Below are 26,595 nucleotides of genomic sequence, written 5' to 3'. Positions count from 1 at the left end.
AGGCGTCATGACGTCACCAATCATTCATCGCGTCACGACGCTTGAACTTGCCGTGCGGCCGATCGTCTGGGCGTTCGCGGAGGAGCGGCGCGCCGAGATCGCCACGCATTTCGCCGAGAAGCAGCGCGAGCGGCCAAAGATCTGGAACGGTCGCGTCCTGCTCGGGCGTGATGCAACGTTCGCCGACGGGCATCTTTCTGCGACCTATTTCGAGACCGATTTCGCGAGCTTCCTCGCCTGGCGCGATTGGGGTTTTCCCGACAAGGCCGTGTTCAACGGTTTTGGCATGGGCGCGTTGCGCGCCTCCGACGGCGCCTTCGTCATGGGTGAGATGGCGCAGCACACCGCCAATGCGGGCCGGATTTATTTCCCGTCCGGTACGCCCGATCTCGAAGACGTCAGGGGCCACACGCTGGACATTCCCGGCAGCGTGATCCGCGAACTCGAGGAAGAGACCGGCCTGACCGCCGCCGACTATCGGGTCGAGCCGGACTGGCACTGCGTCGTCACCGGCCCGACGATTGCGATGTTGCAAATCGTCAACCTGGACATGCCGGGTGATGTGGCGCGTGCGCGGATCGAAGCCAATCTGGCGGACGAGGCCGAGCCAGAGCTCTCGGCCATTCATCTCGTGCGCGGGGTGAGCGATCTCACGCCGTCCATGCCGCGATTTGTCACGGCCTTCGTCGAGCAGCAGTTCGCGTTGCGCTGATGCGCGAGGCTTGACATCGCTGCGCTCAGCCCATGTGATGGGCGAAAATATAAAACCAAAAAGAATGCAATGCACAATCGTCCAGGGAGGTTTTGATGCGCGTGCGCATGGCTGCCCGTTTGGTACGTGGGCTGTTGGTCGCGATATCAGCGACGGGCTTGGCGGCGTCCGCCCAGGCTCAGGATCAAGGCAAAGAGAAGAAGATCAAGATCGGCGTCGTTTTCGATTTGACCGGGCCTCTCGCCGGCGGCGGCTCTGAGCTCGGCTATATCGGCGCAAAGATCATCCTCGACCATTTCGCCAGGACCGGCGTCGAGGGTTACAAGATCGAAGCGGTCTATGCCGACGCGCAAAGCAAGCCCGACATCGCGATCAACGAATCCGTCCGCCTGCTCGAGCAGGAAAAGGTCGACATGGTGCTCGGCTTCTTCTCCTCGGCGCAATGCGTGCCGGTGGCCGCCCGCGTCGAGCAGCTCAAGAAGTTCATGTGGATGACGACCTGCATCTCGTCGGCCGTGTTCAACGAGAAGGGTTACAAATATGTCTTCCGCCCGCAGGCGAGCGGCGACCAGTTCGGCATGATGACGATGGATTTCATCGCGCAGAACGCCAAGGCGAAGTTCGACAAGGAGCCGAAGGATCTGCGCGTCGCCATCATTCACGAAGACGGCGCCTATGGCGTCGACGTGTCCAGGGGCAACGAGGCCGGCGCGAAGAAGGCGGGATTCAACGTCGTGATGAAGGAAGGCTACTCGGCCACCGCGCCTGACCTCTCCGCGCTGGTGACCAAGCTGAAGCGCGCCAAGCCCGACGTCATTTTCCACACCGGCTACAACCCCGATATCACGCTGTTGCTGCGTCAGGCGCGCGAGCAGGGGCTGAAGTTCGGCGCGCTGATGGGGCACGGCGCGGGTTACGGCGTCTATGAGAAGCTGAAGGAAGGCATGGGGGTGGATGCCACCTACATCTTCAACACCGACCCGATTTCGATCTGGCTTGCCAACCAGAAGACCATGGATCCCAAGCTCCCGCCGGTGATCAAGATGGTCGGCGAGGAGTTCGACAAAATCCGGCCCGGGGTCGCCATCCGCTCGGCGCATGTCGGCATCGGTGCGTCCAACACGTATGTGTTCATGAACGACGTGCTGCCGCGCGCGATCAAGAAGTATGGCGGGGTCGATCCGGATGCGCTGCGCAAGGCTGCGCTCGACACCGATATTCCCGAAGGAGGCACCATGCTCGGATTCGGCGTCAAGTTTTACGGCGAGGGCACGCCGATGGCCGGGCAGAACGAGCGCTCATTCCCGGTCGTGATCCAGTATATCGACGACAAATCCTCCGTGGTGTGGCCCAAGAGTCAGGCGCAGCGCGAGGCCGTGCTGCCGCTGCCGAAGGGCACCACCTACAGCAACCAGTAGCGCCAGGGCGCGCAGAGAGGAGAGCGGGACGGTGCTGGAAGTCAGCGGGCTGGTGAAGCGGTTTGGTGGCTTCACCGCCGTCAACAATGTGTCGTTCAAAGTCGACCAGGGCGAGATCCTCGGCCTGATCGGCCCCAACGGTTCGGGCAAGAGCACGATCTTCAATATGCTCTCGGGCACGCTGGCGCCGACGTCCGGTTCGATCCTGTTCAACGGCTCCGAGATCGCGGGCCTTCCGCCGCACCGGATCATCAACAGCGGCATCGGTCGCACCTTCCAGATCCCGCGGCCATTCCGCCGCCTGACGATCTTCGAGAACGTCGCGCTCGCCGGATTCTACGGCCAGGGCCGCCACAGCCGTGCCAGGGCCGAGGAGGCGGCCGAAAGATCGTTGGCGATGGTCGGCTTGCCGACCGATCGGCATGCCAGCGTCGACGGCCTCGGCGCAGCCGGCCTGAAAAAGCTCGAACTGGCGAAAGCGCTCGCCACCGCGCCAAAACTTCTGCTGGCCGATGAGAGCCTCGGCGGCCTCGACGAGGCCGAGATGGGGCAGGCGGCTAACATGCTCCGCAACATCCGCGACGAGCTCGGCATTACCATCATCTGGGTCGAGCACATCATGGGCGTGCTGATGCGCGTCGTCGATCGCGTCATGGTGCTCGATCACGGCGAGAAGATCTCGGAAGGTTTGCCGAGTGCCGTTGCCGGCGATCCCCGTGTCATCGAGGTCTATCTCGGCACCGATGCCGAGACCACGCAGGCTGCGGCCGCCGCAGCGCGCCGCCGCGCGGGGGTGCAGTGATGTTGGAGCTCCGCGGCGTCAATGCCGGCTATGGTACCTTCCAGGCACTGTTCGACGTCAATCTCGACGTGAGGGCGGGTGAGGCCGTCGGCGTCATCGGGCCGAACGGCGCGGGCAAGACCACATTGATGCGCGTCATCTCCGGGCTGATCCGCCCCTCGCGTGGCTCGATCAGAATGGAAGCCGTCGACGTCGTGGCCACGCCGCCGCACAAGATCGTCAGCCTCGGGATCGCGCATGTGCCGGAGAACCGGCGGCTGTTTCCGCAGCTCTCGGTCGACGACAATCTCAAGATGGGTGCCTTCATGCAGGAGGCGCGCGGCCACTATGCCGAGCGGCTGGACGTGGTGTTCGAGCTGTTTCCGCGCCTGAAGGAGCGCCGCCACCAGATGGCGGGCACCATGTCCGGCGGCGAGCAGCAGATGTGCGCGATCGGCCGCGCGCTGATGTCGAATCCAAAGCTGCTGCTGCTCGACGAGCCGTCGGCGGGGCTCGCGCCGGTCGTGGTGCAGCAGGTGTTCGAGCTGGTGAAGCGGATCCGCGCCAGCGGGCTGACCGTGCTGATCGTCGAGCAGAATGTGCAGCAGGTGCTGAAAGTGGTCGATCGCGCCTATCTGATCGAGGCGGGTACGATCAGGTCCTCAGGCACCTCGGCCGAGATGCTGGCGAGCGACACGGTCAAGGAAGCGTATCTCGGGGTGTGAGGTTCATGCAGGCATGCAAGCATTTCTGGACATTTTCGACATCTACCTGCTGGAGGCCGTGATCAACGGCATCCTGCTCGGCGGCGTGCTGGCGTTGCTCGCGCTCGGGCTCAATTTGATCTTCGGCGTCATCGACGTGACCTGGATCTGCTACGCAGAGCTGGTGATGATCGGCATGTACGCCATGTACTTCCTGGTGCAGTATTACGGCATCAGCTATTTCGTCGCCGCGCCGCTCACCATCCTGCTGGTCGCGGTGCTCGGCGCGGCGCTACATTACCTCGTGATCGCGCCGCTCCTCACCGCGCCGCCGATCAACCAGTTGCTGGCGACCGGCGGGGTGCTGTTCGTGCTGCAGAGCTTTGCCACCGTCGCCTTCGGCATCGACTTCCGCAACCTCGGCATCCGCCTGCCGGTGCTCGCCTTCGGCGACATGAATTTCAGCTACGCACGACTTCTGTCCTTCCTGGCTGCGCTGGTCGGCATGGTCGCGGTCTATCTGTTCATGACACGGACCTTCACCGGCACCGCGATCCGCGCGATCTCGCAGGACCGGCAGATCATGGCGCTGATGGGCGTCGACACGAAGCGGATCTATCTCATTACCTCTGCGATCGGCGGGGGGCTGGCCGGGCTCGCAGCCTGCCTGCTGGTTCTGCAATATGACGTGCATCCCTTCGTCGGCCTGTCATTCGGGCCGATCACCTTCCTGATCTGCGTGCTCGGGGGCCTCGGCAATTTCATCGGCGGCTTCATCGCCGCCTTCGTGTTCGCCGAGATCATCTCGCTCGGCGGCCTGTTCTCCGATCTCGAATGGGGCTATGTGCTCGCCTTCGCGTTCTTCATCGTCATGATGTTCATCCGGCCCGCGGGCCTGCTCGCGAGGCGCCGATGATGGGGCGGAGACGGCTTGCAGCTTGGGGGATCGGATTGGCGGCGCTGGTCGCGCTGCCTTTCGTCTATCGCGATCCCTATCATCTGCACATCCTGGTGCTGATCCTGATCTGGTCGTTCGCCTATACGTCCTGGTCGATGATGGGGCGGTTCGGCCTCGTCTCGCTCGGCCATGGCGGGTTCATGGGGATCGGCGCCTATGTCACCGCACTACTCTGGAATCACCTGGGCTGGTCGCCCTGGATCGGCATCCCCATCGGCATGGTCGCGGCCGGCGCGCTGGCGCTGATCGTCGGCTATCCCTGTTTTCGCTTCCGCATCACCGGGCACTATTTCGTGCTGGTGACGCTCGCGCTCTCAGGCATCGTGCTCCAGGTCATCACGGCGACGCGCGACTACACCGGCGGCTCGCTCGGCTACACGCCCAACCGGGCCGCGGGCAACAAGCTCTGGTCGCTGCAATTCGACGACAAGATCACCTGGTACCTGATCGCGCTCGGGGTCTGGCTTTTCGGCATCGTGGTCTGGCACTGGGTCGACCGCAGCATGGCCCGCTATGCGCTGGAGGCGATCTCGGAGGACGAGGACGCCGCGGCCGCCGCCGGCGTCGACGTCACCGCGGAGAAGCTGAAGATCACGCTGCTCAGCGCGCTGATGACGGCATTGGCCGGCGCGCTCTACTGCCAGTACCAGATGTTCATCACGCCCGATACCGTCAGCGGCATCGCGGTGTCGCTCCAGATGGTGTTCGCGGCCATCGTCGGCGGCCTGTTCGTCTCGCTCGGCCCGACCTTCGGCGCTATCATCACGATTATGCTGGCCGAGACCCTGCGCATCGGCTTCGGCACCAAGGCGGTCGGCTGGGACAATCTCGTCTACGGAGTGCTGCTGGTGCTTTTCATCATATTCCTTCCGAAGGGTATCCTTGGTAGCTTGCTCGACCGATTGAAGCCGCAACGCAAGGTGTCCCGCGCTCATGAGCAAGAAGTCGTCCAAATCGCTCGCCCAGGAGCTTGACCGTTACATTACGCCATTCCGCTACGATGGTTCGGGCAAGTTTCATCTCAAGGATCACAAGACCAACGAGAAGGGCGACCTCGACAAGGAGAAGGCCCAGGAGATTCTCAATGCCAACATGAAGCGGCTGATCGCGTTTCAGGAGAAGCTCTACGCCCAGGACCGCTGGTCGGTACTGATCGTGTTCCAGGCGATGGACGCCGGCGGCAAGGATTCTGCGATCAAGGCGATCTTCGAGGGCATCAATCCGCAGGGCTGCGAAGTCAGTGCCTTCAAGGCGCCGAGCAGCAAGGAGCTCGATCACGATTTCCTCTGGCGCCACGTGGTCGCGCTGCCGGAGCGCGGGCATATCGGCATCTTCAACCGCTCCCATTACGAAGAATGCCTGGTGACGCGCGTGCATCCGGAGGTCCTCGCCAAGGAGAAGCTGCCGTCAATGCTCGTCACCAAGAACATCTGGAAGGAGCGGTTCGAAGACATCTGTGCGTGGGAGCGCTATCTCGCGCGCAACGGCACCGTGGTGCTGAAGTTCTTCCTCAACCTGTCCAAAGACGAGCAGCGCGAGCGCTTCCTCGACCGGCTGGAGGATCCGTCCAAGCAGTGGAAGTTCTCCATGGACGACATCAAGGAGCGCGCGCTGTGGCCGCGCTACCAGGCGGTCTATCAGGACATCGTCCGGCACACGGCAACGCCTCATGCGCCGTGGTATGTCGTGCCGGCCGACCACAAATGGTTCGCGCGCGTCGTGATCGGGTCGGCCATCGTCGCGGCGCTCGAAAAGCTCGATCTGCGCTTCCCTCGCGCCGACAAGGCCTCGGCGGGTGAATTCGACGAGGTGCGCAAGGCGCTGGAGAAGGAGGAGAAGGCGGGCAAGAAACAAAAAACGCGAAAACAACCCCATGCACAGTAGCCGGGGATAACGAAATCAATGACTTGAAGGTCAGCGCGAGCGCTTGCGGATTTAACGAAATCGTTTGACTCGTCGGGCAAAACAGGGGCATGATGTGATCATCCCCAAATTCCTCAGTACTCGCGTCCACCGGTAGCAGAAGCGTTCTACATTGGCGGGAAGGGCGGCCTCGCAATTCGCCCACTTCTCGCATTTCGCTGCAAGCGAATCCGTCGCAGTCAGATGGAACGCGCCCTCAAATGTGATTTGCGCGCCGTTGATCTTGCTTGACAGTTCTGCGTCACGGGAGGACCATCTCAATGGTCGCAAACAAGCGACGCGCAACGTCCACATCAAGAGCAAGGGGAGGTCTATGACACCACCTCCGCAGATCCAGCCGCGTTAAGTGCGATGGAGCTCGTTCGGACTATCGCATAGCGGCAGAAAACCGCGAACGGCACGCCGGGCCAAGGTTTAGAGGGCTGCATCAGTGTGGCATAGCCCCTACCTGCCCGGCGCTGTATTGTGCATCACATCGATTGCACACCGATCCACGTCGGAGGGCCGTGACGCGGCCGCCGTGCTTTTGACATCGTGCTTCTCTCTTCCTCCTCCTCACGGCCGTCATTCCGGGCCGACTCCCGGAATGACGGAGGGCTGTCGCATATCAGGGCTGTCGCATATGACGTCTCAGCGGCGCCTGAGCGAGCGCCTCGTCCTTCGAGACGCCGCGTTCTGCGGCTCCTCAGGATGAGGCTCAGCTGCATCCATCTGCGTTGAAATGTTGCCGCATATTCATCCCTCATCCTGAGGGCTCGCCGCAGGCGGGCGTCTCGAAGAATGGCCGCGGTTGAGCTTCCAGCCGCGTGCCTGCATTCCGATCGCTGCACGTCCTGCCTTGAGACCGCGGTTCCCGTTTCCTGCACCGCGGCAAATGCCAAGAGAATGTCGCCTCATTGGCCAACTTCCGACACAGCGCCCGGGCGAATAGCGTCGATCCGACATGATGCATGTGCTTCGGCGGTGACGGGCCCGACGTCGCCGTCGCATTCATTTTCCCAGGGGTCCCTCGTGTCGCATAAGCTTGCCTCCGCGCTTCTCGCCGCGCTCTTGATCGCGATCTCATCTCTCTCCTGCGCCCGCGCCGCGCCGCCGACGAGTAGCGCTGCCGCGTTGTCGCCCGATGAGGCCAAGCGCGCGCTGGAAACGCTGCAGGACGACAAGAAGCGCGCGCAGATGATCGACACGCTGCGCGCGATCGCCAATGCGTCCGGTGCACAGCAGCCCGCGCCCGAGCCAAAATCGCCGATCCCGCTCGCGGCCGACGGCCTCGGTGCGCAGCTCATGCTCACCGTGTCCGAGGAAATCGGCGAGATTTCGCGAGACGTCGCCGATATGGCCAGGACGCTCACGCACTTCCCGGCGTTCTATTACTGGATCGTGCGGACCGCGAACGATCCCGCGGCCTACAATCTCCTGATCGAGATCGCCTGGAAGCTTGCGCTGGTGTTCGGCTGCGCCTTCTGCGCCGAATGGGTGATCTTCCGTCTGATCCGCCGCCCCGTCGTGTTCCTGGAAGGGCGCATGCCGCAAACGGCGCGTCTGCCGGTGCAGGTGTTGCCCATTGCCGATCCGCCGTCATCCGTGGCCGATGTCACCCCGGCGCCCGAACTGCACATGCGCCGCCACAGCCTGGCGCGGGCCTGGCAAATCATGCTGCGGCTGCCGCTCGTGCTGGGACGCTTCCTGCTCGAGCTGCTACCCGTGTTGGTCTTTGTCGGCGTCGCCACGGCGCTGCTCGGCACCGAGATCGGCGGGCCCACCACCGTCCGTCTCGTGATCCTCGCCGTCGTCAACGCCTATGCGTTCTCGCGCGGGCTCATCTGTGTGGTCCGTGTGCTGGCGGGACCGTTCGGCTTGTTTCCGGTCAAGGCCGAAACCGCCGCCTATATCGAGATCTGGGCGCGCCGTATCGTCGGTGTCGGCGTCTCCGGCATCGCCTTTGCGAATGTGGCGCTGCTGCTCGGCCTGCATCGCGGCGGCTACGCCGCGCTCCTGCGCATGGTGATGCTGGTCGTGCATCTCTTCATCGTCGTCATCATCCTGCAATGCCGCCGCCAGGTCGCCGAAGCGATCCGCGCGCCGGCCGACCGGCAGGGGATCGCGGCGCGACTGCGCAACCGCATCGCGGGCGGCTGGCACTATCTCGCCATCGCGCTCGACCTTGCGCTGTGGGCCGTGTGGGCGCTGAACATTCGCAACGGCTATTCGTTGCTGCTGCAATATTTCGTCGGCACCATCGCGGTGGCGCTGATCACGCGTGTCGCCATCATGCTGACGCTGGGCCTGATCGACCGCGGCTTCCGCATCAAGCCCGAGATCCTCCAGCGCTTTCCGGGCCTCGAGATCCGCGCCAACCGCTACCTGCCGCTGCTGCGCAAGATCGTATCCGGCGTGATCGCCTTCATCGGCCTGGTGGCCGTGCTCGAAGTCTGGGGCGTCGACGCCATCGTATGGTTTTATGGGGGCCAGATCGGCAGCCGGCTGATCTCGGCGGTGGTGACGATCGGACTTGCCGTGTTCATCGCAGCTGCGATCTGGGAAGCCAGCAACGCGCTGCTGGACCGCCAGATCAATACGCTGTCGCGCGATGGGCACTATGCCCGGGCCGCGCGGCTGCGGACCTTTCAGCCGATGCTGCGCACGGCCTTGCTGTGCGTGATCGCCACTGTCGTCGGGCTCACGGCGCTCAGCGAGATCGGCGTCAACGTCGCGCCGCTGCTGGCGGGCGCCGGCATCGTCGGCATCGCCATCGGCTTCGGCTCGCAGAAGCTGGTGCAGGATCTCATCACCGGCCTGTTCCTGCTGCTGGAGAACACCGTCCAGGTCGGCGACAGCGTCAGCGTGTCCGGGCTATCGGGCGTGGTCGAGAACGTCTCGATCCGCACGATCAGGCTTCGTGCCGGCGACGGTGCCGTGCACATCGTGCCGTTCAGCGCGGTCACGACTATCACCAATGCCAGCCGCGGCGCCGGCAATGCGTCCGTCAGCGTCAACGTCGCCTACAAGGAGGATACCGACCGCGCCGGCCAGATCCTCAAGGACATCGTCGACGAGATGCGCCGCGAGGTGGAATTCCGCAGTCTGATCCGCGGCGATCTCGAGCTCTGGGGCATCGACAAGGTCGACGGCGCCATGGTGTCGATCGTCGGCCAGATCCGCTGCACCGAGGCCGGCCGCTGGCCGGTGCAGCGCGAATTCAACCGCCGCATGAAGCAGCGTTTCCAGCACAACGGCATCGAGGTCGCATCCGCCACCCAGACCATCCTGATGCACATCGCGCCGCCGGCTGATGGCGCCGCTCATCTGACGCCAAGGCGAGCGGTCGGCTAGAGAGTCTGTCCATAAACGTCGGCTTGCCAATCGAAAGCGGAAGTGTCCGACCTTACGTGTGATCGGCGGCTCGTGATCCAAACCGGAAGTCGGCATGCCAACGATAACTCAGAACAGAGGAGGTGGCGCCTTTTGGCCCCGCCTTGCCCTTAAGTTCGTTTGTGTCCACGCCATGAACGTACTCGCGCGTGTCCTTCAAACGTTTTTCTTGGATGTACGCGCTCCTCAAGTCGATTGTGTCTACCCCAATCGCCGATGACACCCACGGCGCGCGCCATGGGGCAGTCGGGGGGTACCCATTTGCTTGCGTGCTTCCTGCCGTCTGAATGCTTTTTTAAGTCAAAGCAATTGCAGAGATATCGATACCGACGAGGACAGATTCGGTATTTATACTTCCGTCCGGGTTTCTCCTGAACGCGCGCCGTTTGGTTGGCATCATAATCCCTTGAATGTTCTTGTACTCGGACATGTAGTGCGCGGCTGGAGCACCACCTGCCACGAGTGTGGTATAATCCAAACGAGCGATGAGCCCGTTTTCATCGACGTGGAATATCTGGTCCGGACAGTGAGTTCCAACCTTCTCGGGAAAAGTGATCTTGAGCCGCCGGCGTACCGTGCCTTGGTCGGTCGCCGGGTCTATCTCTTCCGCTTTGGCACTCTCAGTGACAAACATAAATGGAGTATTCAGATAATTCCAAAGTGCATACCCGGTAAAGTAAGCCAGATGCAGCCTATCCCACGTCGTCTGAAGAGTATGTCCTTCAAACGCATTTCTTGGATGTACGCGCTCCTCGATAAGCTTCCCGTCGATTGTCTCTAGCCGAACACGATCCGGTTCGTAGATGCTTTGCACGCCTTCTTCGGTAAAGTGCGTAAAGCAAGTTCGCTGTTCTTTCGTTTGCGCCTTCAATTGAACATTTTCGAAGACACCATCCCATCCCTTTCTAGTCCAGTGCGAACCATGCATCGAGAGGTTCACGTCGATCGCGTTGAATTTTCGCCATCGTTCAAGAGTTCCGTGAGACTCAAGCACCAGATCTAAAAGAGCAGTCATGTGTCCTCCGGTTCGCCCTATTGGAATTAGGGCCATCGCTTTCGATATCGCACTAGCTGCGGTTTCAGGCGCTTAGAATTCAGGGCGCCTGACCGTTGATCATCCATTAGTTGGGTTTCAGAAGGACTTTCCCGCCTTTTTGCGCATGCGCCATGGCCTGAGTTGCCTGCTCGAGCGAATAAACGCCGGCGACCGGAACGTGCAGTTTGCCTTCGGCGATCAGTCGCTCGGCTGTCCGCGTATGAGCCGCAAGCTTTTCGTGTGCATCTCGAAAGCGCGGAAATCCCAGCCAAAACCCTTCCAGGGTCATCTGCTTGAAAATGATGTTCAGAGGACTCATGGCCGCGGGCTTTCCGCTGACGCCGCCATAGACGACCATCTTGGTGTTCGACGCGAGGCAAGACGCTACCGAGTGCGAGGACTCGCCACCCACGCCGTCGATGCCCAGCTTGATTTTAGCCTTGCCGGTCGCCGCTGCGACCTGCTTCACAACGTCGGGTCCATCGACAAGGACGACGTCAGCTCCGGCTGACTTCAGCTCATCCACCAGCTCGGGTCTGCGCACGAGGCTTACCGAGCGCAGTCCGAACTCCTTTGCAAACGCAATGACGCTGCGTCCCACACCGGAATTGCCGGCGTTCTGGATGACCCAGTCGTCCTTGCCGAGTTCGACATACTCGGTTAGGAGCAATGCCGCTGTGAGCGGATTGATCCGAAGCATTGACATCTGTTGGGGATCGGCTTGCTCAGACAAGACGATGAGATCGGTGGCCGGCACCGTGATGGCCTGTCTCCACACGGGAAGCCCGATCGGAATGGCGACACGATCGCCAGTCCTTACATTTTTAACCGAGGCTCCTACGGCGACAACGCGGCCAATAGCTTCGTTCCCGAGCGGCGCGGGCGGCTGCGGCCTGATCGCATACATGCCACGGATCATCAGAAGTTCAGCAAGTCCGATCGCTGAGTATTCGACCGCGACCGTGGCTTCATTTGCTGCCGGCGGTGGGGGTGGATCGCTTTCGACAACTTCAACCACCTCGGTGGGTTTGCCAAACTTAGACATTTGCAGAAACTTCATTGTCCCCTCCGCGAGAGCTGTATGGCTCATTCCGCCAAGTAATCTTACGGTTCCCTGACCGCTCGACGCCAAACCATGCTAAGTTCATATAACGAACTGTCATTAACGTCAACCTGTGTATGAAAAATGAACTCAGAAAAAGCGCATTCGCCCGAGCTGGATCTTCGCTTGATGTTGGAGCTAAAAAACAACTGCTCCATCAAGCGAACGCTCGAGATTGTTGGTGAAACCTGGACCTTGTTGATCTTGCGCGAGGCCTCATGGGGGGTTCGCCGCTTCCAGGACTTTCAAACGTTTTTGGGCATACCAAGAGCGGTGCTGTCTGAGCGCCTGGAAAAACTTGTTGAGTACGGAATCTTTGAAAAAACTCCTTACAAGGAGCCGGGGGCGCGAAAGCGCTATCAATACGAACCCACCAAAGCCGGCATCAAGCTATTGCCTGTGCTGATGGCATTGAGCCAATGGGGAGATGAGCATCTCGGCAAAGGATCTGCCCGCATGATCGACAAAGCGACTCGGGAAGAAGTGTTTCTGAAGGTCGTCAGCAAAAACGGCGACCATGTCCCAGTGGAGCGGGTGCGACCAGTAGTGCGGAGGTAATCACACGTTTGTGGTCAATAATGTTGATCGGCTTGCTGAAAGTAAGAAAGAAGTTCTTGAGCGATTGAGCAGGCGGGGTCCCATCGTGCGATTTGCCGAGCCTGCGGATCATCGGTCGGACACGCGCCAATGAAGCACTAACGCCAGCTGAGCGGGCCCCACGCGATTTCCACACATGGCCCAACTCGGACCTAGGGTGAGGTGCGCCAACGCGGCCGGTATCGGAGGCAGAGTGGACCTCAGACGAAGTGCAGCGCGAGTTTATGAGTACATGTCCTAAGCTGTCCGACATCATTTTCAGCTTGCCTCGGCCCGCGCCGCAGCGTTCACTCCGGCTCCAGCCTGCTGACAACATGCGGGCGACAAAAAGCGTGGGGGGAGACTGATGCGGGGGCTGTGGGCCGGATTGCATAATCATGCGATCGTCATTGCTGGGCTGATCGCCTATGGGTTGATCGCGCCGCTAAGCGCCCAGCCGTTTCCGTCGCGGCCGATCACCCTCGTGGTGCCGTTCGCGGCGGGCGGTCCGACCGATACGCTGGCGCGCATCCTGTCCGAACGCATCGCCGCTGAATTGCACACGTCGATCGTGGTGGAGAACATCGCCGGCGCCTCCGGCAGCATCGCCGGCGCCCGCGTCGCGCGCGCAACGCCTGATGGCACCACGATCACGATCGGCCATTGGGGCACGCATGTGCTCAACGGCGCGATCTTCAAGCTGCCATACGACGTGATCGCCGATTTCGAGCCGGTCGCGACGATCGCGATGGGCACGCAGCTCATCGTCGGCCGGAAGACGCTCGAAGCCAACACTCTGAAAGAGATGATCGCGTGGCTGAAGGCCAACCCCGGCAAGGTGACTGCCGGCACGGCCGGCGCCGGCACGGGGGCCCACGTCGCCGGTGTCTTCTTCAAGGAGAGGACCGGCACCGACTTCCAGTTCGTGCCGTATCGCGGCGCGGGGCCCGCCATGATCGACCTCGTGGCCGGGCAGATCGACATCATGTTCGATCAGGCCTCGAACTCGCTGCCGCACTACAAGAACGGTGCGATCAAGGCGTTCGCGGTGACGTCGCCGACGCGGCTCGCCTCCGCGCCCGATATCCCGACGGTCGACGAGGCGGGGTTGCCCGGTCTCTACATCTCCTACTGGCACGGCATCTGGGCACCGAAGAACACGCCGAAGGAGATCGTCACAAAGCTCAACGCGGCCATCGTCACCGTGCTTGCCGATCCCACCGTCAAGCAGCGGTTTGGCGAATTGGGGCAGGAGATTCCTCCGCCCGATCAGCAGACGCCCGCAGCGCTCGGAGCCTTCCAGAAGGCCGAGACCGAGAAATGGTGGCCGATCGTGAAGGCCGCCGACATCAAGGCGGAATAATACCACTGCCTCATCCTGAGGAGCCCGCGGAGCGGGTGTCTCGAAGGATGCGCCGCAAGCGAGAGCAGGGCCTGCGTGGTTCGCCCGGCGATGCAAAGCATCGTCCGGAGACGCGCGTTCCGCGCTCCTCACCATGAGGAGAACGACAGCCTCGCGGCGTTAACCTTTTCGTGCGCACGACACCGGTCTGTCACCAAAACCTCGCTGCGGTGCGGGATCACAATGCTTGCCGCAGTTTTCTGCGTCCTTGATCTCAGGTGAGTGCTGGCCGACAATGCTCGCCCTTCAATAAGAAACTCCCTGGGGGAATTCGTGAATAGACCTGCTCGGGTCAGCGCCCATTCGACATCGTCCGATTCCGTGCACGGCATGGCGCTGCTGCGCGATCCCCTGCTCAACAAGGGCACCGCCTTCTCCGCGCAGGAGCGCGACGATCTCGGCCTGCGCGGCCTGCTGCCGCCTTGCGTGCTGACGATGGAGACCCAGGTCGAGCGCGTGCTGGTCAATCTGCGCACGCTGCCGACCGATCTCGAGAAATATGTCGCGCTGAATGCCTTGCACGACCGCAACGAGGCGCTGTTCTTCCGCGTCGTCGTCGACAATATCGACGAGATTCAACCGATCATCTACACGCCGACGGTCGGGCTCGCCTGCCAGAAATACGGCCTGATTTTCCAGCGGCCACGCGGCATGTTCATCTCCTCGCGCGATCGCGGCCAGATCGCCGAGATCCTGAAGAACTGGCCCTATCCGGCCAAGCTGATCGTCGTCACCGATGGCGAGCGCATCCTCGGCCTCGGCGATCTCGGCGCCAACGGAATGGGCATTCCGGTCGGAAAGCTCTCGCTCTATTCCGCGTGCGCCGGCGTGCATCCCGAAACGTGCCTGCCGATCGTGCTCGACGTCGGCACCAACAACGAAGAGCTCCTGAAGGACCCGTATTATCTCGGCCTGCGCGAGCGGCGGCTCACGGGCGAGGCCTATGACAGCTTCGTCGACGAGTTCATGGTCGCCGCGCGAAAGACCTTTCCGGGTGTGCTGATCCAGTTCGAGGATTTCGCCAACCACTCGGCGTTCAAGCTGCTGCACAAATACCGCGATGAGGCCTGCGTCTTCAACGACGACATCCAGGGCACGGCTGCGGTGGCGCTCGCCGGCCTGTTTTCGGCGCTGCGCGTCAACGGCGGCAAGCTGAAGGACCAGCGCATCCTGTTCCTCGGCGCCGGCGAGGCCGCGACCGGCATCGCCGATCTCGTGACGTCCGCGATGATGGCGGAAGGTGCCTCTGAAGCCGAGGCGCTTCGGCGCAACTGGCTGGTGGATTCCCGCGGCCTCGTCGTTGGCGCCCGCCAAGGCCTGTCCGGTCACAAGCTCCGTTATGCCCATGCCGGTCAGGCGCCGATCGCCGATTTCCTCACCGCGATCAGGACGCTGAAGCCGACCGCCATCATCGGTGTTGCCGCGGTCGGTGGCGCCTTCACGCCCGACGTGCTCAAGGCGATGGCCGAGTTCAACGAGCAGCCGATCGTGTTCGCGCTCTCCAATCCGACTTCGAAGGCCGAATGTTCGGCGGAGGACGCCTACCGCTACACCGGAGGCCGCGCGCTGTTTGCCTGCGGCAGTCCGTATGACCCCGTCAAGCTCAACGGCCGAACCTTCGTGCCGCGCCAGGGCAACAACTCCTACATCTTCCCGGGCGTCGGCCTCGGCGTCATCGCCAGCCGCTCGCGGCTGGTCACGGACGAGATGTTCATGGCGGCCGCCCATACGCTCGCCGATTGCGTCGGCAAGGACGATCTCGCGCAAGGCAGCCTCTACCCGGCGCTGCCACGCATCCGCGAAGTCTCGGTGCGTATCGCCGCCGCCGTCGCCGATGTCGCCTTTCAGCGCGGGCTCGCGGACGGACCCGCGCCGAACGACGTGAAGGGACTGGTTCAGTCCCAGATGTACGAGCCGCAGTACTGAGGTCTCCGCCTCGTCATGGCCGGGCATAGCCGTCCGAAGGACGGCGTCGCTTCCGCTCGCCTATGTCCCGGCCATCCACGCCTCGCCGGATGGTACGAAGAACGTGGATGCCCGGGACAAGCCCGGGCCCGACGACCGCTTGAAGCAAGCCACGTTAGGTCAGCACAGCGATACCATTTCAGGTAGAAACCCGGTTGCGCGGCGCGGCCGTATATGCGACGCTCTGTAGCGTTACAAGAAATTCGAAATCAAGGTAAGCCGCCATGGACGATCGTTTGCCCGAACTGGGCGACCTCGAGCACGAGGTCATGCAACTGGTTTGGGCCCATGGTCCTGTGACGGCCGAAATTGTGCGCGAGAAGCTGTCGCGTCGGCTGAAGGAATCGACAGTCCGCACGGTGCTGCGCCGGCTGGAAGAAAAGGGCTATGCTCGGCACACGGTGGACGGACGCACCTATGTCTACCACGCAGCCGAAGAGCGCGCGCGGGTTGCGGCCAAGGCGGTGCAGCGCATCGTCGACTGGTTCTGCAACGGCTCGATGGAGGAGGTCCTCGTCGGCATGGTCGACAATGCGATGCTCGATCAGCAGCAGTTGCGCACACTGGCCGACCAGGTGGCCAAGGCGAAGAAGGCGAGGGGAGTGAAGAAAGAATGATCGCAACTCTGGCGGAGGCGGCGCTGCGCTCCCTTGTGCTGGGAGGCGTCGTCTGGTTCGGCCTCAACCTGTTTCGCGTGCGCAATCCGCACGTCCACATGACGGCGTGGGTCGTCGTGCTGCTGGCGTCGCTGGCGATGCCGTTCGTGATGCATTGGCCGACGGTCACGATCACCCGGCTGCCATCGCCGGTATCGGTGCCGGCTGATGTCATGCCGGCTGATATCTCGACGTTCGAGATGCCGCAGCCCATGCAGCCGATGACGCCCGGCGCGGCGATTCCGCCGTCGAAGAGCGGCGTCTCAATCAATTGGTGGCTGATCGCTACCGTCATCCATGCCGGCGTCGCCAGCCTGTTGCTGCTGCGGCTGGCCATCGGCCTCTGTCTGACCTGGCGCCTCGCGCGCGCGGCAAGGCCGATCAACGGTCCGCGCATGGTCGACGCCGATGTGCGCGTCAGCCGCGACGTCGGCGGTCCCGTCACGTTTGGCTCGACCATTCTGGTGCCGCCGCAATTTTCCGGCTGGGATGCCAAGAAGCGCCTCGCGGTGCTCGCGCATGAGGGCGCGCATGTCGCCAACCGCGATTTCTATATACTCCTGCTCGCCTCCCTCAATCGCGCGGTGTTCTGGTTCAGCCCGTTCTCGTGGTGGCAGCTCGCGCGTCTGGCCGAACTTGCCGAGATCATCAGCGACGCCGAGGCCATCGAGGTGATCGACGACCGGCTGTCCTATGCGGAAATCCTGCTTGATTTTGCAAGCACGGTAAACCCGCGGCCGGTCGAGCTCGCGATGGCGCGGGCCTCGACCGTGCGCGCCCGCGTCGAGCGCATCATCGCGGCCGCCGCGATGCCCGTCGCGGTCGGCTGGCGCAAGCGGGCGTGGATCGCGGCTGCGATCGTCCCGGCCGTGATCGTGTCCGCCGGCATGATCGCCTATCGCACGCCGGAGCCTGCGCCGCTCGCCGCGGATAGTGGAGAGGTGCCGGCCCAGCATTACCGCCCCTTCGTCAATTTCTACGCCATGGGTCCGACCTCGGTGTTCGCGATCTTCCGCGACGGCGACGAGGTCTACGGCCAGCTCACCGGGCAGCGCAAATTGCGCCTGACGGTCGGCACTGACGGCATCGCATCCTACCCCTCGTCCGGTGAGATCACGTTCCCGCTCGATGCGGAGCGCCGCTCCGCCGAGCTGATGCTGCGCATGAATGGACGCGACATCCGCGCACTTCGCGTTGCCGAGATGCCGACGGCGGCCACCGATTCCGGATCACTCGATCAATATGTGGGCTGGTACAGGATCGCACCGAACCGCGTGCTCACGGTGGACCGCGACGGGGATCGGCTCCAGGTGCAGGAAACCGTACAGGGCCGGGCTGCGCTCCTCGCTGAGGGGGCCGACGCCTTCTCGATCCGTGGCGACAATCTGCTGGTTTTCCTGCGCGACGAGCAGGCCAGGGTCTCGCGCGTGCTGGTCCAGAACGCGGTGTTCGGCGCCCGCCTCGCACCGCGGATCGATGCGGCCGCGGCGCAGGCGATCGAGGCCGACTTCGCGCGTCGCGTTGCGGAAGTCCCCGATCGTTTCCGCGAGCAGGTCCCGGTCGCCGGCGGCAAGGAGATGATCCTGCGCGGGATCGAGGATCTGCGCAGCGGCACGCCGAACTACGACCGGATGAGCGCACCGCTCGCCGCCAAGGTCCACCGCCAGGTCGACGAGTTGCACGCGACCTTCGTCGCCCTCGGTCCGGTGGAGTCGCTGTTCTTCCGCGGCGTCGGACCGGGCGGCTACGACATCTATGGTGCGAAATTCGAGAACGGCACGGCGGAATTCCGCCTGCTGCTCGAGCCAGACGGCAAGGCCGGCGACGTCATCTTCCGGGCCGACGGCAATGACGAGCTCGGCGGCATCGTCACGTGCGCCGAGGAGGCGAATGTGCGCGGCCGCGCCGGCACTTCGCCGATCCGGATCATGGTCTACAACGAGATGGGCGAGGACATCCGCGTCTTCAATCTCGATGCCGACGGCAATCGCAAGGCCCAGAGCGTGGTCAGGCCCAACATGAGCTGGGCGGCCACGACCACGGTGAACAATCCCTGGGTGATCGCCGACAAGTCCGGACGGTGCCTCGAGGTGCTGATGCCGGGTCGGCAGACGCGCTTCCACAATGTCGAGGCTTCCAACATGGGCGCGAAGCCGGGGCGCGCCGCCCGTCGCGCCGTTCCGATCGCCAATGGCGAGGATATGCTGCGCCGCTATATCGCTGATGTCGGCAAGGGCCAGCCGGACTACGAGCACATGACGTCGGAAGTCGCCGACATCACGCGGCAGCAGCTTCCGTTCGACCAGGCGATCCTGGCGAAGCTCGGCGCGCTGCGTGCGGTCTCGTTCCGCGGCGTCACCGCGCTCGACAGCGACATCTACATCGCCCAGTTCGCCAACGGCTCGGCGGAATGGCGGATCGGCGTCAGGAACGGCACGATCACCAAGATCGCGCTCGGGCCGAATTTCTAGGAGCGTTGCGGCCGCCCATCCGTCACGCCGGATGGGCGGCTCGCGATATCGGACGGGACAGCGCAATCTCTGCTTGCGGGCCGGCACCGCAAATGCTACGATATGTAGCATTACGGTTCGTAGCCTTGCGCGGCGTGCCGCTGGCAGGCTCGAGAAAATCAGGCGTTCGCGATGACCAATTCCGCAAAGGCCGAAGCTGTGCTGGCGCTTCATCGCTTCGGGATGGGGCCGCGACCGGGATCGATCGCCGCCGTCGGCACCGACCCGCGCGGCGCACTGATCGCCGATCTCGACCGGCCGCTCACGCTGACCGCCGCCGCCGTCCTTCCCACCAGCGCAAAGGCCTATCGCACCGTTGCCGACGCCAATGCGCGGCGCGCGGCTAGGGCCAAGCAGGCGCAGCAGCAGGCCAAGAGGCAGCAGACGGCGTCCGCGCCGACAATGTCGGAAGACCAGACGCAAGGGCAGGGTGCGGACAAGGACGCCGCCGAGATGGCGGCCAAGCAGGCGGCCGAGGCCGTGCCCGATCCCGGGCGTCCGATCTATTTGCAGGAAGCCAAGCTGCGCACGGAAGCCGCGCTTGCCGCCGAGATCGGCTTCGCCGAGCGGCTGGTGTGGTTCTGGTCCAACCATTTCTGCATCTCGGCCAACAAGATCCAGAGCATGTCCGGCGCCTATGAGCGCGAAGCCGTTCGCGCCAATATGCTCGGCCGCTTCGTCGATCTCCTGTTGGCCGTCGAGGGCCATCCGGCGATGCTGTTCTATCTCGACAATCTCGGCTCGATGGGTGCGAACTCGATCGCCGGCATCAACCGCAGCCGCGGCCTCAACGAGAACATCGCGCGCGAGATCATGGAGCTGCATACGCTCGGCGTGCGCGCCGGCTACACCCAGGACGACGTCATCAGCTTCGCCAATGTGTTGACGGGATGGACGCTGGTGCCGCCCGGCGACAATCCCGAGCACGGTGGCGAGTTCACCTTCAATCCGCGGCTGCACGAGCCCGGCGGGCAAACCGTGCTCGGCAAGCGCTACGAGCAGGAGGATGCCGAGCAGGGCCGCGCGGTGCTGCGCGATCTCGCCGCGCATCCGGCGACCGCAACCCATATCGCGACCAAGCTCGCGCGCCATTTCGTCGCCGACGAGCCGCCGCCTGTGCTGATCGAGCAGATGGCGAAGACTTTTCGCGACACCGAGGGCGATCTTAAGCAGGTCGCGATCGCGATGGTGTCCTCGGACGAGGCCTGGCGCCGGCCGCCGTCGAAGCTCAAGCGCCCCAGCGAGTGGGGCGTTGGCATGGTGCGCGCGACCGGCGCCACGACGGTCGATCCAGTCCGCTTCACCGGCGGGCTGGAGCTGCTCGGCGAGGCGCTGTGGCGTCCATCCGCGCCCAAGGGCTATCCGGACGACGAGGCGAGCTGGATCGACGGCGTCGGCCGGCGGCTCGACATCGCCAACAATTTTGCCGAGCGCCTCGCCGGTACGGCTGATCCGCAGGCGATCATCGAGGACGTCTTCGCATCGGAGATATCACCCGAGGTGAAGCAGGCCGTCGGCCGCGCCGAGAGCCGGCAGCAGGCGCTCGCGCTGTTGTTCATGTCGGCGGAGTTCCAGAGGAGGTGACCATGGGCTTTGACCATCATCTGCCCACGCGGCGCGAGCTTCTGGTCGGCTCCGGCGCGCTGTTCGCGTGGAGCCAGATGCCGCGGATCGCGCGTGCCGAAGGGCGCGATCCGCGCCTGCTGGTCATTGTGCTGCGCGGCGCGCTCGACGGCCTTGGCGCGGTTGCGCCGGTCGGCGATCCCGACTGGATCTCCTTGCGCGGCGATCGTGCGCTGGTGCTGGACGGCAAGCCGCCCGCGCTGCCGCTCGATGCCTTCTTCGCGCTCAATCCGGCGATGCCGAATCTGCATCGGCTCTACAAGAGCGGCAAGGCCGCAATCGTCCATGCCGCCGCGACGCCCTATCGCGAGCGTTCGCATTTCGACGGCCAGGACGTGCTGGAAAGCGGGCTCGTCAAGCCGGGCATGACCAGCTCGGGATGGCTCAACCGCGCGCTGCTCGCGCTGGAATCCAGCGGGCGTGTCGACCCGCGCGGCAGCCGCGCGCTCGGCATCGGCTCCGTGACGCCGCTGGTGGTGCGCGGTTCGGCGCCCGTCATGACATGGGTACCGCAGAGATTGTTGCCGGCGAGCGAGGACACGCAGAACCGCCTGCTCGATCTCTACCAGCACACCGATCCGAAGCTTGCGACCGTGCTCCAGGCCCGCATGAGGCTCGCTTCGCTCGGCGGCGCACCAGGTGCGGGCGATCCGATGTCCGACGATCCGACCTTGCCGCCGCCCGGCATCGCGCGCGTGCGCGCCTATTTCGCCGAAGCCGCCGGCACGGCCGCGCGCTATCTCGCCAAGCCTGACGGCCCGCGTGTCGGCGCCATGGGCTTCGTCGGCTGGGATACGCACATCGCCGAGGGCGTGGCCTCGGGCCAGCTCTACAATCTGCTCGGTGCGCTCGACGGCGCCTTTGCCGCGATCGAGAGCAATATGGGCGAAGCGTGGCGCGAAACAGTCGTGGCCGTTGTCACCGAGTTCGGGCGAACCGCGCGCATCAACGGTACGCAGGGTACCGACCACGGCACGGGCACGGTCGCTTTCCTGATCGGCGGCGGGCTCAACGGTGGTCGCGTGATCGCGGACTGGCCCGGTCTGAAGCCGGCGCAACTCTTCGAGGATCGCGATCTCAAGCCGACCACGGATTTGCGCGCGGTGCTGAAAGGCCTGTTGAGGGATCATCTGCGCGTCGAGGAGAAGGTGCTCGCAGAAGCCGTCTTCCCGGGCAGCGCCGACGTCAAACCGATGGGAGGCCTCGTCGGCTGACGACGCGGCTCTCGCAACCGGATCGGGTTCATGATGTGCACGCTGACACAACGGGAGCTCGACTTTCTCGCCAGCTTGAAGACCGGCTGGCAGCGGCTCTATCGGCGCGAGCTCGCGCGGCTCTCGAGGAGCGGCGCCGAACCTGACGAGGTTCCGCCGGAGACGCGCCCGATCTGGCGCGTCGTATCGGGCTTATCCCACGAGCCTGTCTCGATTCAGGACAAGCCAGTGTGGTGGAATCGCCACAGCTAACCCGAAACGGCTGCGGCCTCAGGCGCGCTTTCGTTCCGACAAGGTTCTGCCCTCATTGCCCACCGAAACTCGGGGCCATTCGGAGGGCGCATCATGTCTTGCTTTGCACGTGCCGAAAATGCCCGGATTTCGCCGGCAAGCCTGTGCCGGATCCTGCTCGCCACCATCGGCGCGGCGTCGCTTGCGGCGTGTGCGCAATCACCGGTCGGCCGCCAGAAGGCCGATCTCGGCACCCACCGCCAGGCCGCTGTCGAACGACCGCACAGGGTGGCGGCGCTGCATCCGCGTCCGATCAGCCGGGCGCGCATCCCCGACGGTGATGCAAAGCAGAGCGTCTCCCACGGCGTCGCCAGTTTCTATTCGGACACGGAGACGGCGAGCGGCGAGAGGTTCGACAAGAACGAATTGACCGCGGCCCATCCCAGCCTGCCGTTCGGCACCAAGCTGCGCGTCACCGATGTCTCATCCGGCCGCTTCGTCACCGTCAGGATCAACGATCGCGGGCCGTATGTTCGCGGACGCGTGGTCGACGTCTCTCCCTCCGCGGCGGAGGCGCTCGGCATGGTCGACAAGGGTGTCACCAATGTCCGGCTCGACGTGGTGCAATAATTTGCGGCTGCATCGATCCGAAGCGCTGTGCTTAACCGGCTGTTAGCCGCCTCAAGCCCACCATGGATACCCAATCATTCGGGACTAGATCTAAGCTCTTGGGAGGCGGCGTTTGACCACGATCCAGTATCTCGAAGATCAGGCCGCACGCGCCGAGCGGCTGGCCAAACGGATCACGGATACATTGACGATCGAAAAGCTCCTGACCTTCGCGCACGAACGCCGCCGCGAGATCGAGGTCATCGCCGGCAAGTACCGGCGCGCCTGATTCTCATCCCCATGCGCGCTCAGCTGTGGCTTTCGACGAAGTCGCTGAGATAGTCCGGCAGCGTCATGCCATCAATGTCACAGCGCGCCCGGATCTCGCCGGCGACATCCGTCGAGATGTCCTTCATCCAGTGCTCCAGCGTGTTGAACGAGATGACCTTGATGGGGTCGTTGAAGCAGCCAGCGACGAGCTCGCCGATCGTGGCGTCGAGATCGCTTCGCTCGACACGAATTTCGGTCGCCTTGTCGAGGCGGTCGATCACCACGAACAGGGTCTGGTCTGCGCCATAGGGCACGACAGGGGCTGGCACGCCGGCTTCAAGCATGTGAGGCACTCACGCCTTCGCTTCCGATCACCATCAACGGGAAAAACCGGCAGAAGGTTCCCGCGCTCAGCCGGTGCTTCTGCGAGGATCAGAGAAATTCGCGCAGCCGCGCCAGCTCCGTGATGTGCTCGGGCGAGAGAATGTCCGTGACCAGCGGCGGTTGCGCGATGGTGCGGATCTCATAGAGATGCCTGGTCGCCGCCGGCTTCGCCATGAACGCCGAGATGCATTCGTCGAGCGTACCCTCGATCACCTGGTAGGACGCTCGGTCCGACCGTCGCTGGTTCGCAAGCGACGGCCATTTATGCAGCACCGCAAGGACACCAAAGTCGACCTTTGAATCCCCAACCACGTCCCCCATCGTCCCGCCTCACGCAAAAAGACCCCGGCACACGATCGTGCGTACCGGGGCCTACACCCATTACTGCATCTCAATGCCTCAGCACCAAACGCGATGACCGGGAAATAGTTCCCGGCAAATGTTTGCTTTCAGCTCGCGGCCGCCGCGATTTTATGGCCCGGGCTGGTGTGCCCGTGGCTGGTCTCATCGCCGCGACCAACTTCGGGCGGAAGCCCGGCAAAGCGCCGCAAGGCCTCGGCCATCTGCACCCGGCTCGGCGCGCCGGTGATGATCACGTCCACCATCGTGAAGGACGAATGGAAATGGCCACGCGCCTTGAGTTGCTCGACCGGGACGCCGGCGGCTGCCATCGCCTCGGCATAGGCGATGCCTTCGTCGCGCAGGGGATCGAATTCGCAGGTGACGACGAAGGCCGGCGGTAGCCTTTCGACCTTGCCGCGGAGCGGCGAGGCGCGTGGATCGGTGCGGTCGGTCGGCGAGCAGTAGAGGTCCCAGAACCAGTACATCAGCGAGCGCGTCAGGAAATAGCCGGTCGCATTGTCGTTGTAGGAGGGGCGGTCGAAGGTGCAGTCGGTGACCGGGCAGATCAGGAGTTGGCCCGCGATCTCAGGGCCGCCGCGATCGCGCGCAAGCTGGCAGGTGACGGCGGCGATGTTGCCGCCGGCGCTCCAGCCCGCGACCAGCACCGGGCCCGGCCTGCCGCCGAGCTCGGCGGCGTGCTCGGCGATCCAGCGCGTCGCCGCATAGCCGTCTTCGGCCGCGGCCGGGAAACGATGCTCGGGCGCATGACGATAGCCGACGCTGACCAGCATCATGCCGGTCCGCCGCACCATGTCGCGGCAGAACGGCTCGTCCGACTGCTCGTCGCCGAGCACCCAGCCGCCGCCGTGGAAATAGACCACCACCGGATGCGGCCCCGGCGTTGCCGGCCGGTATACCCGGTAAGGCAGCGGACCGTCGGCGCCTGTCAGGGTGCCGTCGACGATCTCGCCGATCGGCCGTCCCGCCGGGCGGCCCTTGTTGAACTCGTCGACGAAGGCGCGGGCGCCGAGGGCGCCCATCGACTCGATCGGCGGCAGGTTGAGTGACGCCAGCAGGTTCAGCACCAGCCGCACGTCCGGCTGCAGCCGCACCACCTCGCCGTCATTGCATTGCGCGGCGACGTCGGGGCCGGTCAGCTTGAAGCCGAGCATGCCGCGGCTGACCACCTCGTCGCAGATGCTGCGATAGGGACCGACGCCGCCGGTATAGGGCATCAGGCCCTGCACCTTGCCGGGCACGTTGGCGCCCGTGTACCAGGTGTTGGCGAGCCGGTGCAGCGTCACCATCGAGCAATCGGCCATGTGCCTGTTCCAGCCGGCTTGCGCCGTCTCGGTCGGCTCGATCGTGGTGAAGCCGCCGTCGCGCAATGCTTTGAGCCGGTCGACGACCCAGTCGACATGCTGCTCGATTGACACCGCCATGTTCGACAGCACCGACGGGCTGCCGGGACCGGTGATCATGAAGAAGTTCGGGAAGCCTGCGACGGTGAGGCCGAGATAGGTCTGCGGCCCCTGCGCCCAGACGTCGGTGAGCGACTTGCCGCCACGTCCGGTGATCGGATGCACGGCGCGGATCGCGCCGGTCATGGCGTCGAAGCCGGTCGCGAACACGATCACGTCCACGTCGACGCTGCGCTTGGCCGTCGTGATCCCACTTGCGGTGATCGCCTTGATCGGCTCCTGACGCAGATTGACCAGCGTGACGTTCGGCCGGTTGTAGGTCGCGTAATAGTTGGTATCGAGGCAGGGGCGTTTGGCGCCGAACGGATGATCGTCCGGCATCAGCGCCGCGGCGGTCTCGGGGTCTTTGACGGCGGCGCGGATCTTCTCGCGGATCAGGTCCTGGACGATCTTGTTGCCGTCGATGTCGACCGCCTGGTCGGCCCAGAGCTGGGTCAGGATGTGGACGAGGTCGCCGGCCGCCCAAGCGCGTTCGAACCGCTCACGACGCTCGGCATCGCTTAATTGCCAGCTAACGACCGTCTGCTGCGGATAGGGCACGCCGGCCATCGACTGGCGCGCCTGCTCGCGATAGGCCGCGCGATCGCCTTGCAGCAGGCTCATGCGATCGGACGGCGCGGGACCGTTGTGCGCCGGAAGCGCGAAATTCGGGGTGCGCTGGAACACGGTCAGGTGCGCAGCCTGCTCGGCGATCAGCGGGATCGACTGAATGGCCGACGATCCCGTGCCGATCACCGCGACGCGCTTGCCGCCGAGATGGACGCCGTCATGCGGCCAGCGTCCGGTGAAATAGACCTCGCCCTTGAAGTCCTTCACGCCGTCGATCTCCGGCGGCTTGGGCGCCGAGAGGCAGCCGGTGGCCATGATGTAATGGCGGCAGGAGACCGGCGGGCCATTATCGGTGGTGAGCTGCCAGCGCTCGATCGCCTCGTCCCATTTCGCTTCCGTGACCTTGGTCTTGAAGCGGATGTCACGCCTGAGATCGTAGCGGTCGGCGACGAAGCCGAGATAGCGCAGGATCTCGGGCTGGGTCGCATATTTCTCCGACCAGGTCCATGCGGTCTCGAGGTCGGGATCGAAGGTGTAGCTGTAATCAATGGTCTGGATGTCGCAGCGCGCCCCGGGATATCGGTTCCAGTACCAGGTGCCGCCGACGTCGCCGGCTTCTTCGAGGCCGACCGCCGTCAGGCCGGCCTTGCGTAGCCGATGCAGAAGATAGAGGCCGGCAAATCCGGCACCGACCACGGCAACATCGACCTGCTGGCTGGTTCCGCGCCCCGTGTCCGAGGCACGTGCAGCAACCATTGCATCAGGCATGGCATTTCC

At 63.9% G+C, this 26,595-nt stretch carries 23 protein-coding genes; 18 read left to right on the top strand and 5 right to left on the bottom strand.

Annotation, left to right across the window (positions count from 1 at the left end):
* The first annotated feature begins 7 nt into the window (after positions 1 to 7).
* The 8 genes from ACFQX9_RS12345 to ACFQX9_RS12310 all read left to right on the top strand — a co-directional run bounded on the left by ACFQX9_RS12345 (position 8) and on the right by ACFQX9_RS12310 (position 9,829).
* Positions 8 to 712, top strand: coding sequence for a hypothetical protein (locus ACFQX9_RS12345; protein ID WP_018454354.1), 705 nt, complete (start codon positions 8 to 10; stop codon positions 710 to 712).
* A gap of 95 nt (positions 713 to 807) precedes the next feature.
* Entirely contained in the window at positions 808 to 2,130 is a 1,323-nt protein-coding gene (locus ACFQX9_RS12340; protein ID WP_247475467.1) for an ABC transporter substrate-binding protein, read from the top strand.
* A 31-nt stretch (positions 2,131 to 2,161) separates the two neighbouring features.
* Complete coding sequence (locus ACFQX9_RS12335; RefSeq protein WP_377788704.1) at positions 2,162 to 2,932, top strand: ABC transporter ATP-binding protein; 771 nt, start codon at positions 2,162 to 2,164, stop codon at positions 2,930 to 2,932.
* Positions 2,932 to 3,636, top strand: coding sequence for an ABC transporter ATP-binding protein (locus tag ACFQX9_RS12330; protein ID WP_085350252.1), 705 nt, complete (start codon positions 2,932 to 2,934; stop codon positions 3,634 to 3,636). The genes ACFQX9_RS12335 and ACFQX9_RS12330 overlap by 1 nt, the downstream gene beginning before the upstream one ends.
* Positions 3,637 to 3,649: 13 nt before the next feature.
* Positions 3,650 to 4,531 (top strand): branched-chain amino acid ABC transporter permease, encoded by an 882-nt coding sequence (locus tag ACFQX9_RS12325; RefSeq protein ID WP_018454358.1) that lies wholly within the window; start codon positions 3,650 to 3,652, stop codon positions 4,529 to 4,531.
* Positions 4,528 to 5,547 (top strand): branched-chain amino acid ABC transporter permease, encoded by a 1,020-nt coding sequence (locus tag ACFQX9_RS12320; protein WP_085350250.1) that lies wholly within the window; start codon positions 4,528 to 4,530, stop codon positions 5,545 to 5,547. The genes ACFQX9_RS12325 and ACFQX9_RS12320 overlap by 4 nt, the downstream gene beginning before the upstream one ends.
* Positions 5,507 to 6,457, top strand: a complete 951-nt coding sequence (locus tag ACFQX9_RS12315) for a polyphosphate kinase 2 family protein (RefSeq protein ID WP_085385132.1) — start codon at positions 5,507 to 5,509, stop codon at positions 6,455 to 6,457. Before ACFQX9_RS12320 ends, ACFQX9_RS12315 begins: the two co-directional genes overlap by 41 nt.
* A 1,050-nt stretch (positions 6,458 to 7,507) precedes the next feature.
* Positions 7,508 to 9,829, top strand: a complete 2,322-nt coding sequence (locus tag ACFQX9_RS12310; RefSeq protein ID WP_247475465.1) for a mechanosensitive ion channel domain-containing protein — start codon at positions 7,508 to 7,510, stop codon at positions 9,827 to 9,829.
* Positions 9,830 to 10,163: 334 nt separating this feature from the next.
* Here ACFQX9_RS12310 and ACFQX9_RS12305 read toward each other — a convergent pair whose 3' ends face one another.
* Positions 10,164 to 10,883 (bottom strand): hypothetical protein, encoded by a 720-nt coding sequence (locus ACFQX9_RS12305; RefSeq protein WP_018454362.1) that lies wholly within the window; start codon positions 10,881 to 10,883, stop codon positions 10,164 to 10,166.
* A 106-nt stretch (positions 10,884 to 10,989) separates the two neighbouring features.
* The gene (locus ACFQX9_RS12300; RefSeq protein WP_018454363.1) at positions 10,990 to 11,964 is read right to left on the bottom strand and encodes a zinc-dependent alcohol dehydrogenase family protein; all 975 of its coding nucleotides are present in this window, start codon (positions 11,962 to 11,964) and stop codon (positions 10,990 to 10,992) included.
* 126 nt (positions 11,965 to 12,090) lie between these two features.
* Between ACFQX9_RS12300 and ACFQX9_RS12295 the strand changes: the two genes are divergently transcribed.
* The 10 genes from ACFQX9_RS12295 (at position 12,091) to ACFQX9_RS12250 (ending at position 23,081) form a co-directional block, all read left to right on the top strand.
* Entirely contained in the window at positions 12,091 to 12,564 is a 474-nt protein-coding gene (locus ACFQX9_RS12295; protein WP_018454364.1) for a helix-turn-helix domain-containing protein, read from the top strand.
* A gap of 385 nt (positions 12,565 to 12,949) precedes the next feature.
* A complete protein-coding gene (locus tag ACFQX9_RS12290; protein WP_085350245.1) occupies positions 12,950 to 13,945 on the top strand; it encodes a tripartite tricarboxylate transporter substrate-binding protein in 996 nt (331 codons plus the stop codon).
* 312 nt (positions 13,946 to 14,257) lie between these two features.
* Positions 14,258 to 15,910, top strand: a complete 1,653-nt coding sequence (locus ACFQX9_RS12285) for an NAD-dependent malic enzyme (protein ID WP_085350244.1) — start codon at positions 14,258 to 14,260, stop codon at positions 15,908 to 15,910.
* 263 nt (positions 15,911 to 16,173) lie between these two features.
* A complete protein-coding gene (locus ACFQX9_RS12280) occupies positions 16,174 to 16,566 on the top strand; it encodes a BlaI/MecI/CopY family transcriptional regulator (RefSeq protein ID WP_018457458.1) in 393 nt (130 codons plus the stop codon).
* Complete coding sequence (locus ACFQX9_RS12275; RefSeq protein WP_085350243.1) at positions 16,563 to 19,076, top strand: M56 family metallopeptidase; 2,514 nt, start codon at positions 16,563 to 16,565, stop codon at positions 19,074 to 19,076. Before ACFQX9_RS12280 ends, ACFQX9_RS12275 begins: the two co-directional genes overlap by 4 nt.
* A gap of 171 nt (positions 19,077 to 19,247) precedes the next feature.
* Positions 19,248 to 20,699, top strand: coding sequence for a DUF1800 family protein (locus ACFQX9_RS12270; RefSeq protein ID WP_377788697.1), 1,452 nt, complete (start codon positions 19,248 to 19,250; stop codon positions 20,697 to 20,699).
* A 2-nt stretch (positions 20,700 to 20,701) separates the two neighbouring features.
* Entirely contained in the window at positions 20,702 to 21,952 is a 1,251-nt protein-coding gene (locus ACFQX9_RS12265; RefSeq protein WP_085360697.1) for a DUF1501 domain-containing protein, read from the top strand.
* Between the two features lie 30 nt (positions 21,953 to 21,982).
* Positions 21,983 to 22,204: a hypothetical protein gene (locus tag ACFQX9_RS12260; protein WP_026233375.1), complete on the top strand. Its 222-nt coding sequence runs from the start codon at positions 21,983 to 21,985 to the stop codon at positions 22,202 to 22,204.
* Positions 22,205 to 22,297: 93 nt separating this feature from the next.
* Positions 22,298 to 22,813, top strand: coding sequence for a septal ring lytic transglycosylase RlpA family protein (locus tag ACFQX9_RS12255; RefSeq protein WP_085385139.1), 516 nt, complete (start codon positions 22,298 to 22,300; stop codon positions 22,811 to 22,813).
* 112 nt (positions 22,814 to 22,925) lie between these two features.
* Positions 22,926 to 23,081 (top strand): hypothetical protein, encoded by a 156-nt coding sequence (locus ACFQX9_RS12250; RefSeq protein WP_018457464.1) that lies wholly within the window; start codon positions 22,926 to 22,928, stop codon positions 23,079 to 23,081.
* 19 nt (positions 23,082 to 23,100) lie between these two features.
* On the opposite strand, the gene ACFQX9_RS12245 is transcribed toward ACFQX9_RS12250, so the two are convergent.
* From ACFQX9_RS12245 to ACFQX9_RS12235, 3 genes are all read right to left on the bottom strand, one after another.
* Complete coding sequence (locus tag ACFQX9_RS12245; RefSeq protein ID WP_018457465.1) at positions 23,101 to 23,406, bottom strand: hypothetical protein; 306 nt, start codon at positions 23,404 to 23,406, stop codon at positions 23,101 to 23,103.
* Positions 23,407 to 23,494: 88 nt separating this feature from the next.
* Positions 23,495 to 23,767: a hypothetical protein gene (locus ACFQX9_RS12240; protein WP_018457466.1), complete on the bottom strand. Its 273-nt coding sequence runs from the start codon at positions 23,765 to 23,767 to the stop codon at positions 23,495 to 23,497.
* A gap of 128 nt (positions 23,768 to 23,895) precedes the next feature.
* Entirely contained in the window at positions 23,896 to 26,586 is a 2,691-nt protein-coding gene (locus ACFQX9_RS12235; protein ID WP_026233376.1) for an alpha/beta hydrolase fold domain-containing protein, read from the bottom strand.
* Between the last annotated feature and the right edge of the window lie 9 nt (positions 26,587 to 26,595).

The organism is Bradyrhizobium sp. GCM10028915 (assembly GCF_042666195.1).
Classification (GTDB): Bacteria; Pseudomonadota; Alphaproteobacteria; order Rhizobiales; family Xanthobacteraceae; genus Bradyrhizobium; species Bradyrhizobium canariense_D.
Note: the sequence above shows the minus strand (reverse complement) of the source record. Positions and strands in the feature narration are given on the sequence as shown.

What these genes read in the sequence shown, in the direction of transcription:
- ACFQX9_RS12345 (WP_018454354.1), top strand. Translation starts at nt 8, where the DNA reads ATGACGTCACCAATCATTCATCGCGTCACGACGCTTGAACTTGCCGTG.
- ACFQX9_RS12340 (WP_247475467.1), top strand. Translation starts at nt 808, where the DNA reads ATGCGCGTGCGCATGGCTGCCCGTTTGGTACGTGGGCTGTTGGTCGCG.
- ACFQX9_RS12330 (WP_085350252.1), top strand. Translation starts at nt 2,932, where the DNA reads ATGTTGGAGCTCCGCGGCGTCAATGCCGGCTATGGTACCTTCCAGGCA.
- ACFQX9_RS12325 (WP_018454358.1), top strand. Translation starts at nt 3,650, where the DNA reads ATGCAAGCATTTCTGGACATTTTCGACATCTACCTGCTGGAGGCCGTG.
- ACFQX9_RS12320 (WP_085350250.1), top strand. Translation starts at nt 4,528, where the DNA reads ATGATGGGGCGGAGACGGCTTGCAGCTTGGGGGATCGGATTGGCGGCG.
- ACFQX9_RS12315 (WP_085385132.1), top strand. Translation starts at nt 5,507, where the DNA reads ATGAGCAAGAAGTCGTCCAAATCGCTCGCCCAGGAGCTTGACCGTTAC.
- ACFQX9_RS12305 (WP_018454362.1), bottom strand. Translation starts at nt 10,883, where the DNA reads ATGACTGCTCTTTTAGATCTGGTGCTTGAGTCTCACGGAACTCTTGAA.
- ACFQX9_RS12300 (WP_018454363.1), bottom strand. Translation starts at nt 11,964, where the DNA reads ATGAAGTTTCTGCAAATGTCTAAGTTTGGCAAACCCACCGAGGTGGTT.
- ACFQX9_RS12295 (WP_018454364.1), top strand. Translation starts at nt 12,091, where the DNA reads ATGAACTCAGAAAAAGCGCATTCGCCCGAGCTGGATCTTCGCTTGATG.
- ACFQX9_RS12290 (WP_085350245.1), top strand. Translation starts at nt 12,950, where the DNA reads ATGCGGGGGCTGTGGGCCGGATTGCATAATCATGCGATCGTCATTGCT.
- ACFQX9_RS12280 (WP_018457458.1), top strand. Translation starts at nt 16,174, where the DNA reads ATGGACGATCGTTTGCCCGAACTGGGCGACCTCGAGCACGAGGTCATG.
- ACFQX9_RS12275 (WP_085350243.1), top strand. Translation starts at nt 16,563, where the DNA reads ATGATCGCAACTCTGGCGGAGGCGGCGCTGCGCTCCCTTGTGCTGGGA.
- ACFQX9_RS12270 (WP_377788697.1), top strand. Translation starts at nt 19,248, where the DNA reads ATGACCAATTCCGCAAAGGCCGAAGCTGTGCTGGCGCTTCATCGCTTC.
- ACFQX9_RS12265 (WP_085360697.1), top strand. Translation starts at nt 20,702, where the DNA reads ATGGGCTTTGACCATCATCTGCCCACGCGGCGCGAGCTTCTGGTCGGC.
- ACFQX9_RS12260 (WP_026233375.1), top strand. Translation starts at nt 21,983, where the DNA reads ATGATGTGCACGCTGACACAACGGGAGCTCGACTTTCTCGCCAGCTTG.
- ACFQX9_RS12255 (WP_085385139.1), top strand. Translation starts at nt 22,298, where the DNA reads ATGTCTTGCTTTGCACGTGCCGAAAATGCCCGGATTTCGCCGGCAAGC.
- ACFQX9_RS12245 (WP_018457465.1), bottom strand. Translation starts at nt 23,406, where the DNA reads ATGCTTGAAGCCGGCGTGCCAGCCCCTGTCGTGCCCTATGGCGCAGAC.
- ACFQX9_RS12240 (WP_018457466.1), bottom strand. Translation starts at nt 23,767, where the DNA reads ATGGGGGACGTGGTTGGGGATTCAAAGGTCGACTTTGGTGTCCTTGCG.
- ACFQX9_RS12235 (WP_026233376.1), bottom strand. Translation starts at nt 26,586, where the DNA reads ATGCCTGATGCAATGGTTGCTGCACGTGCCTCGGACACGGGGCGCGGA.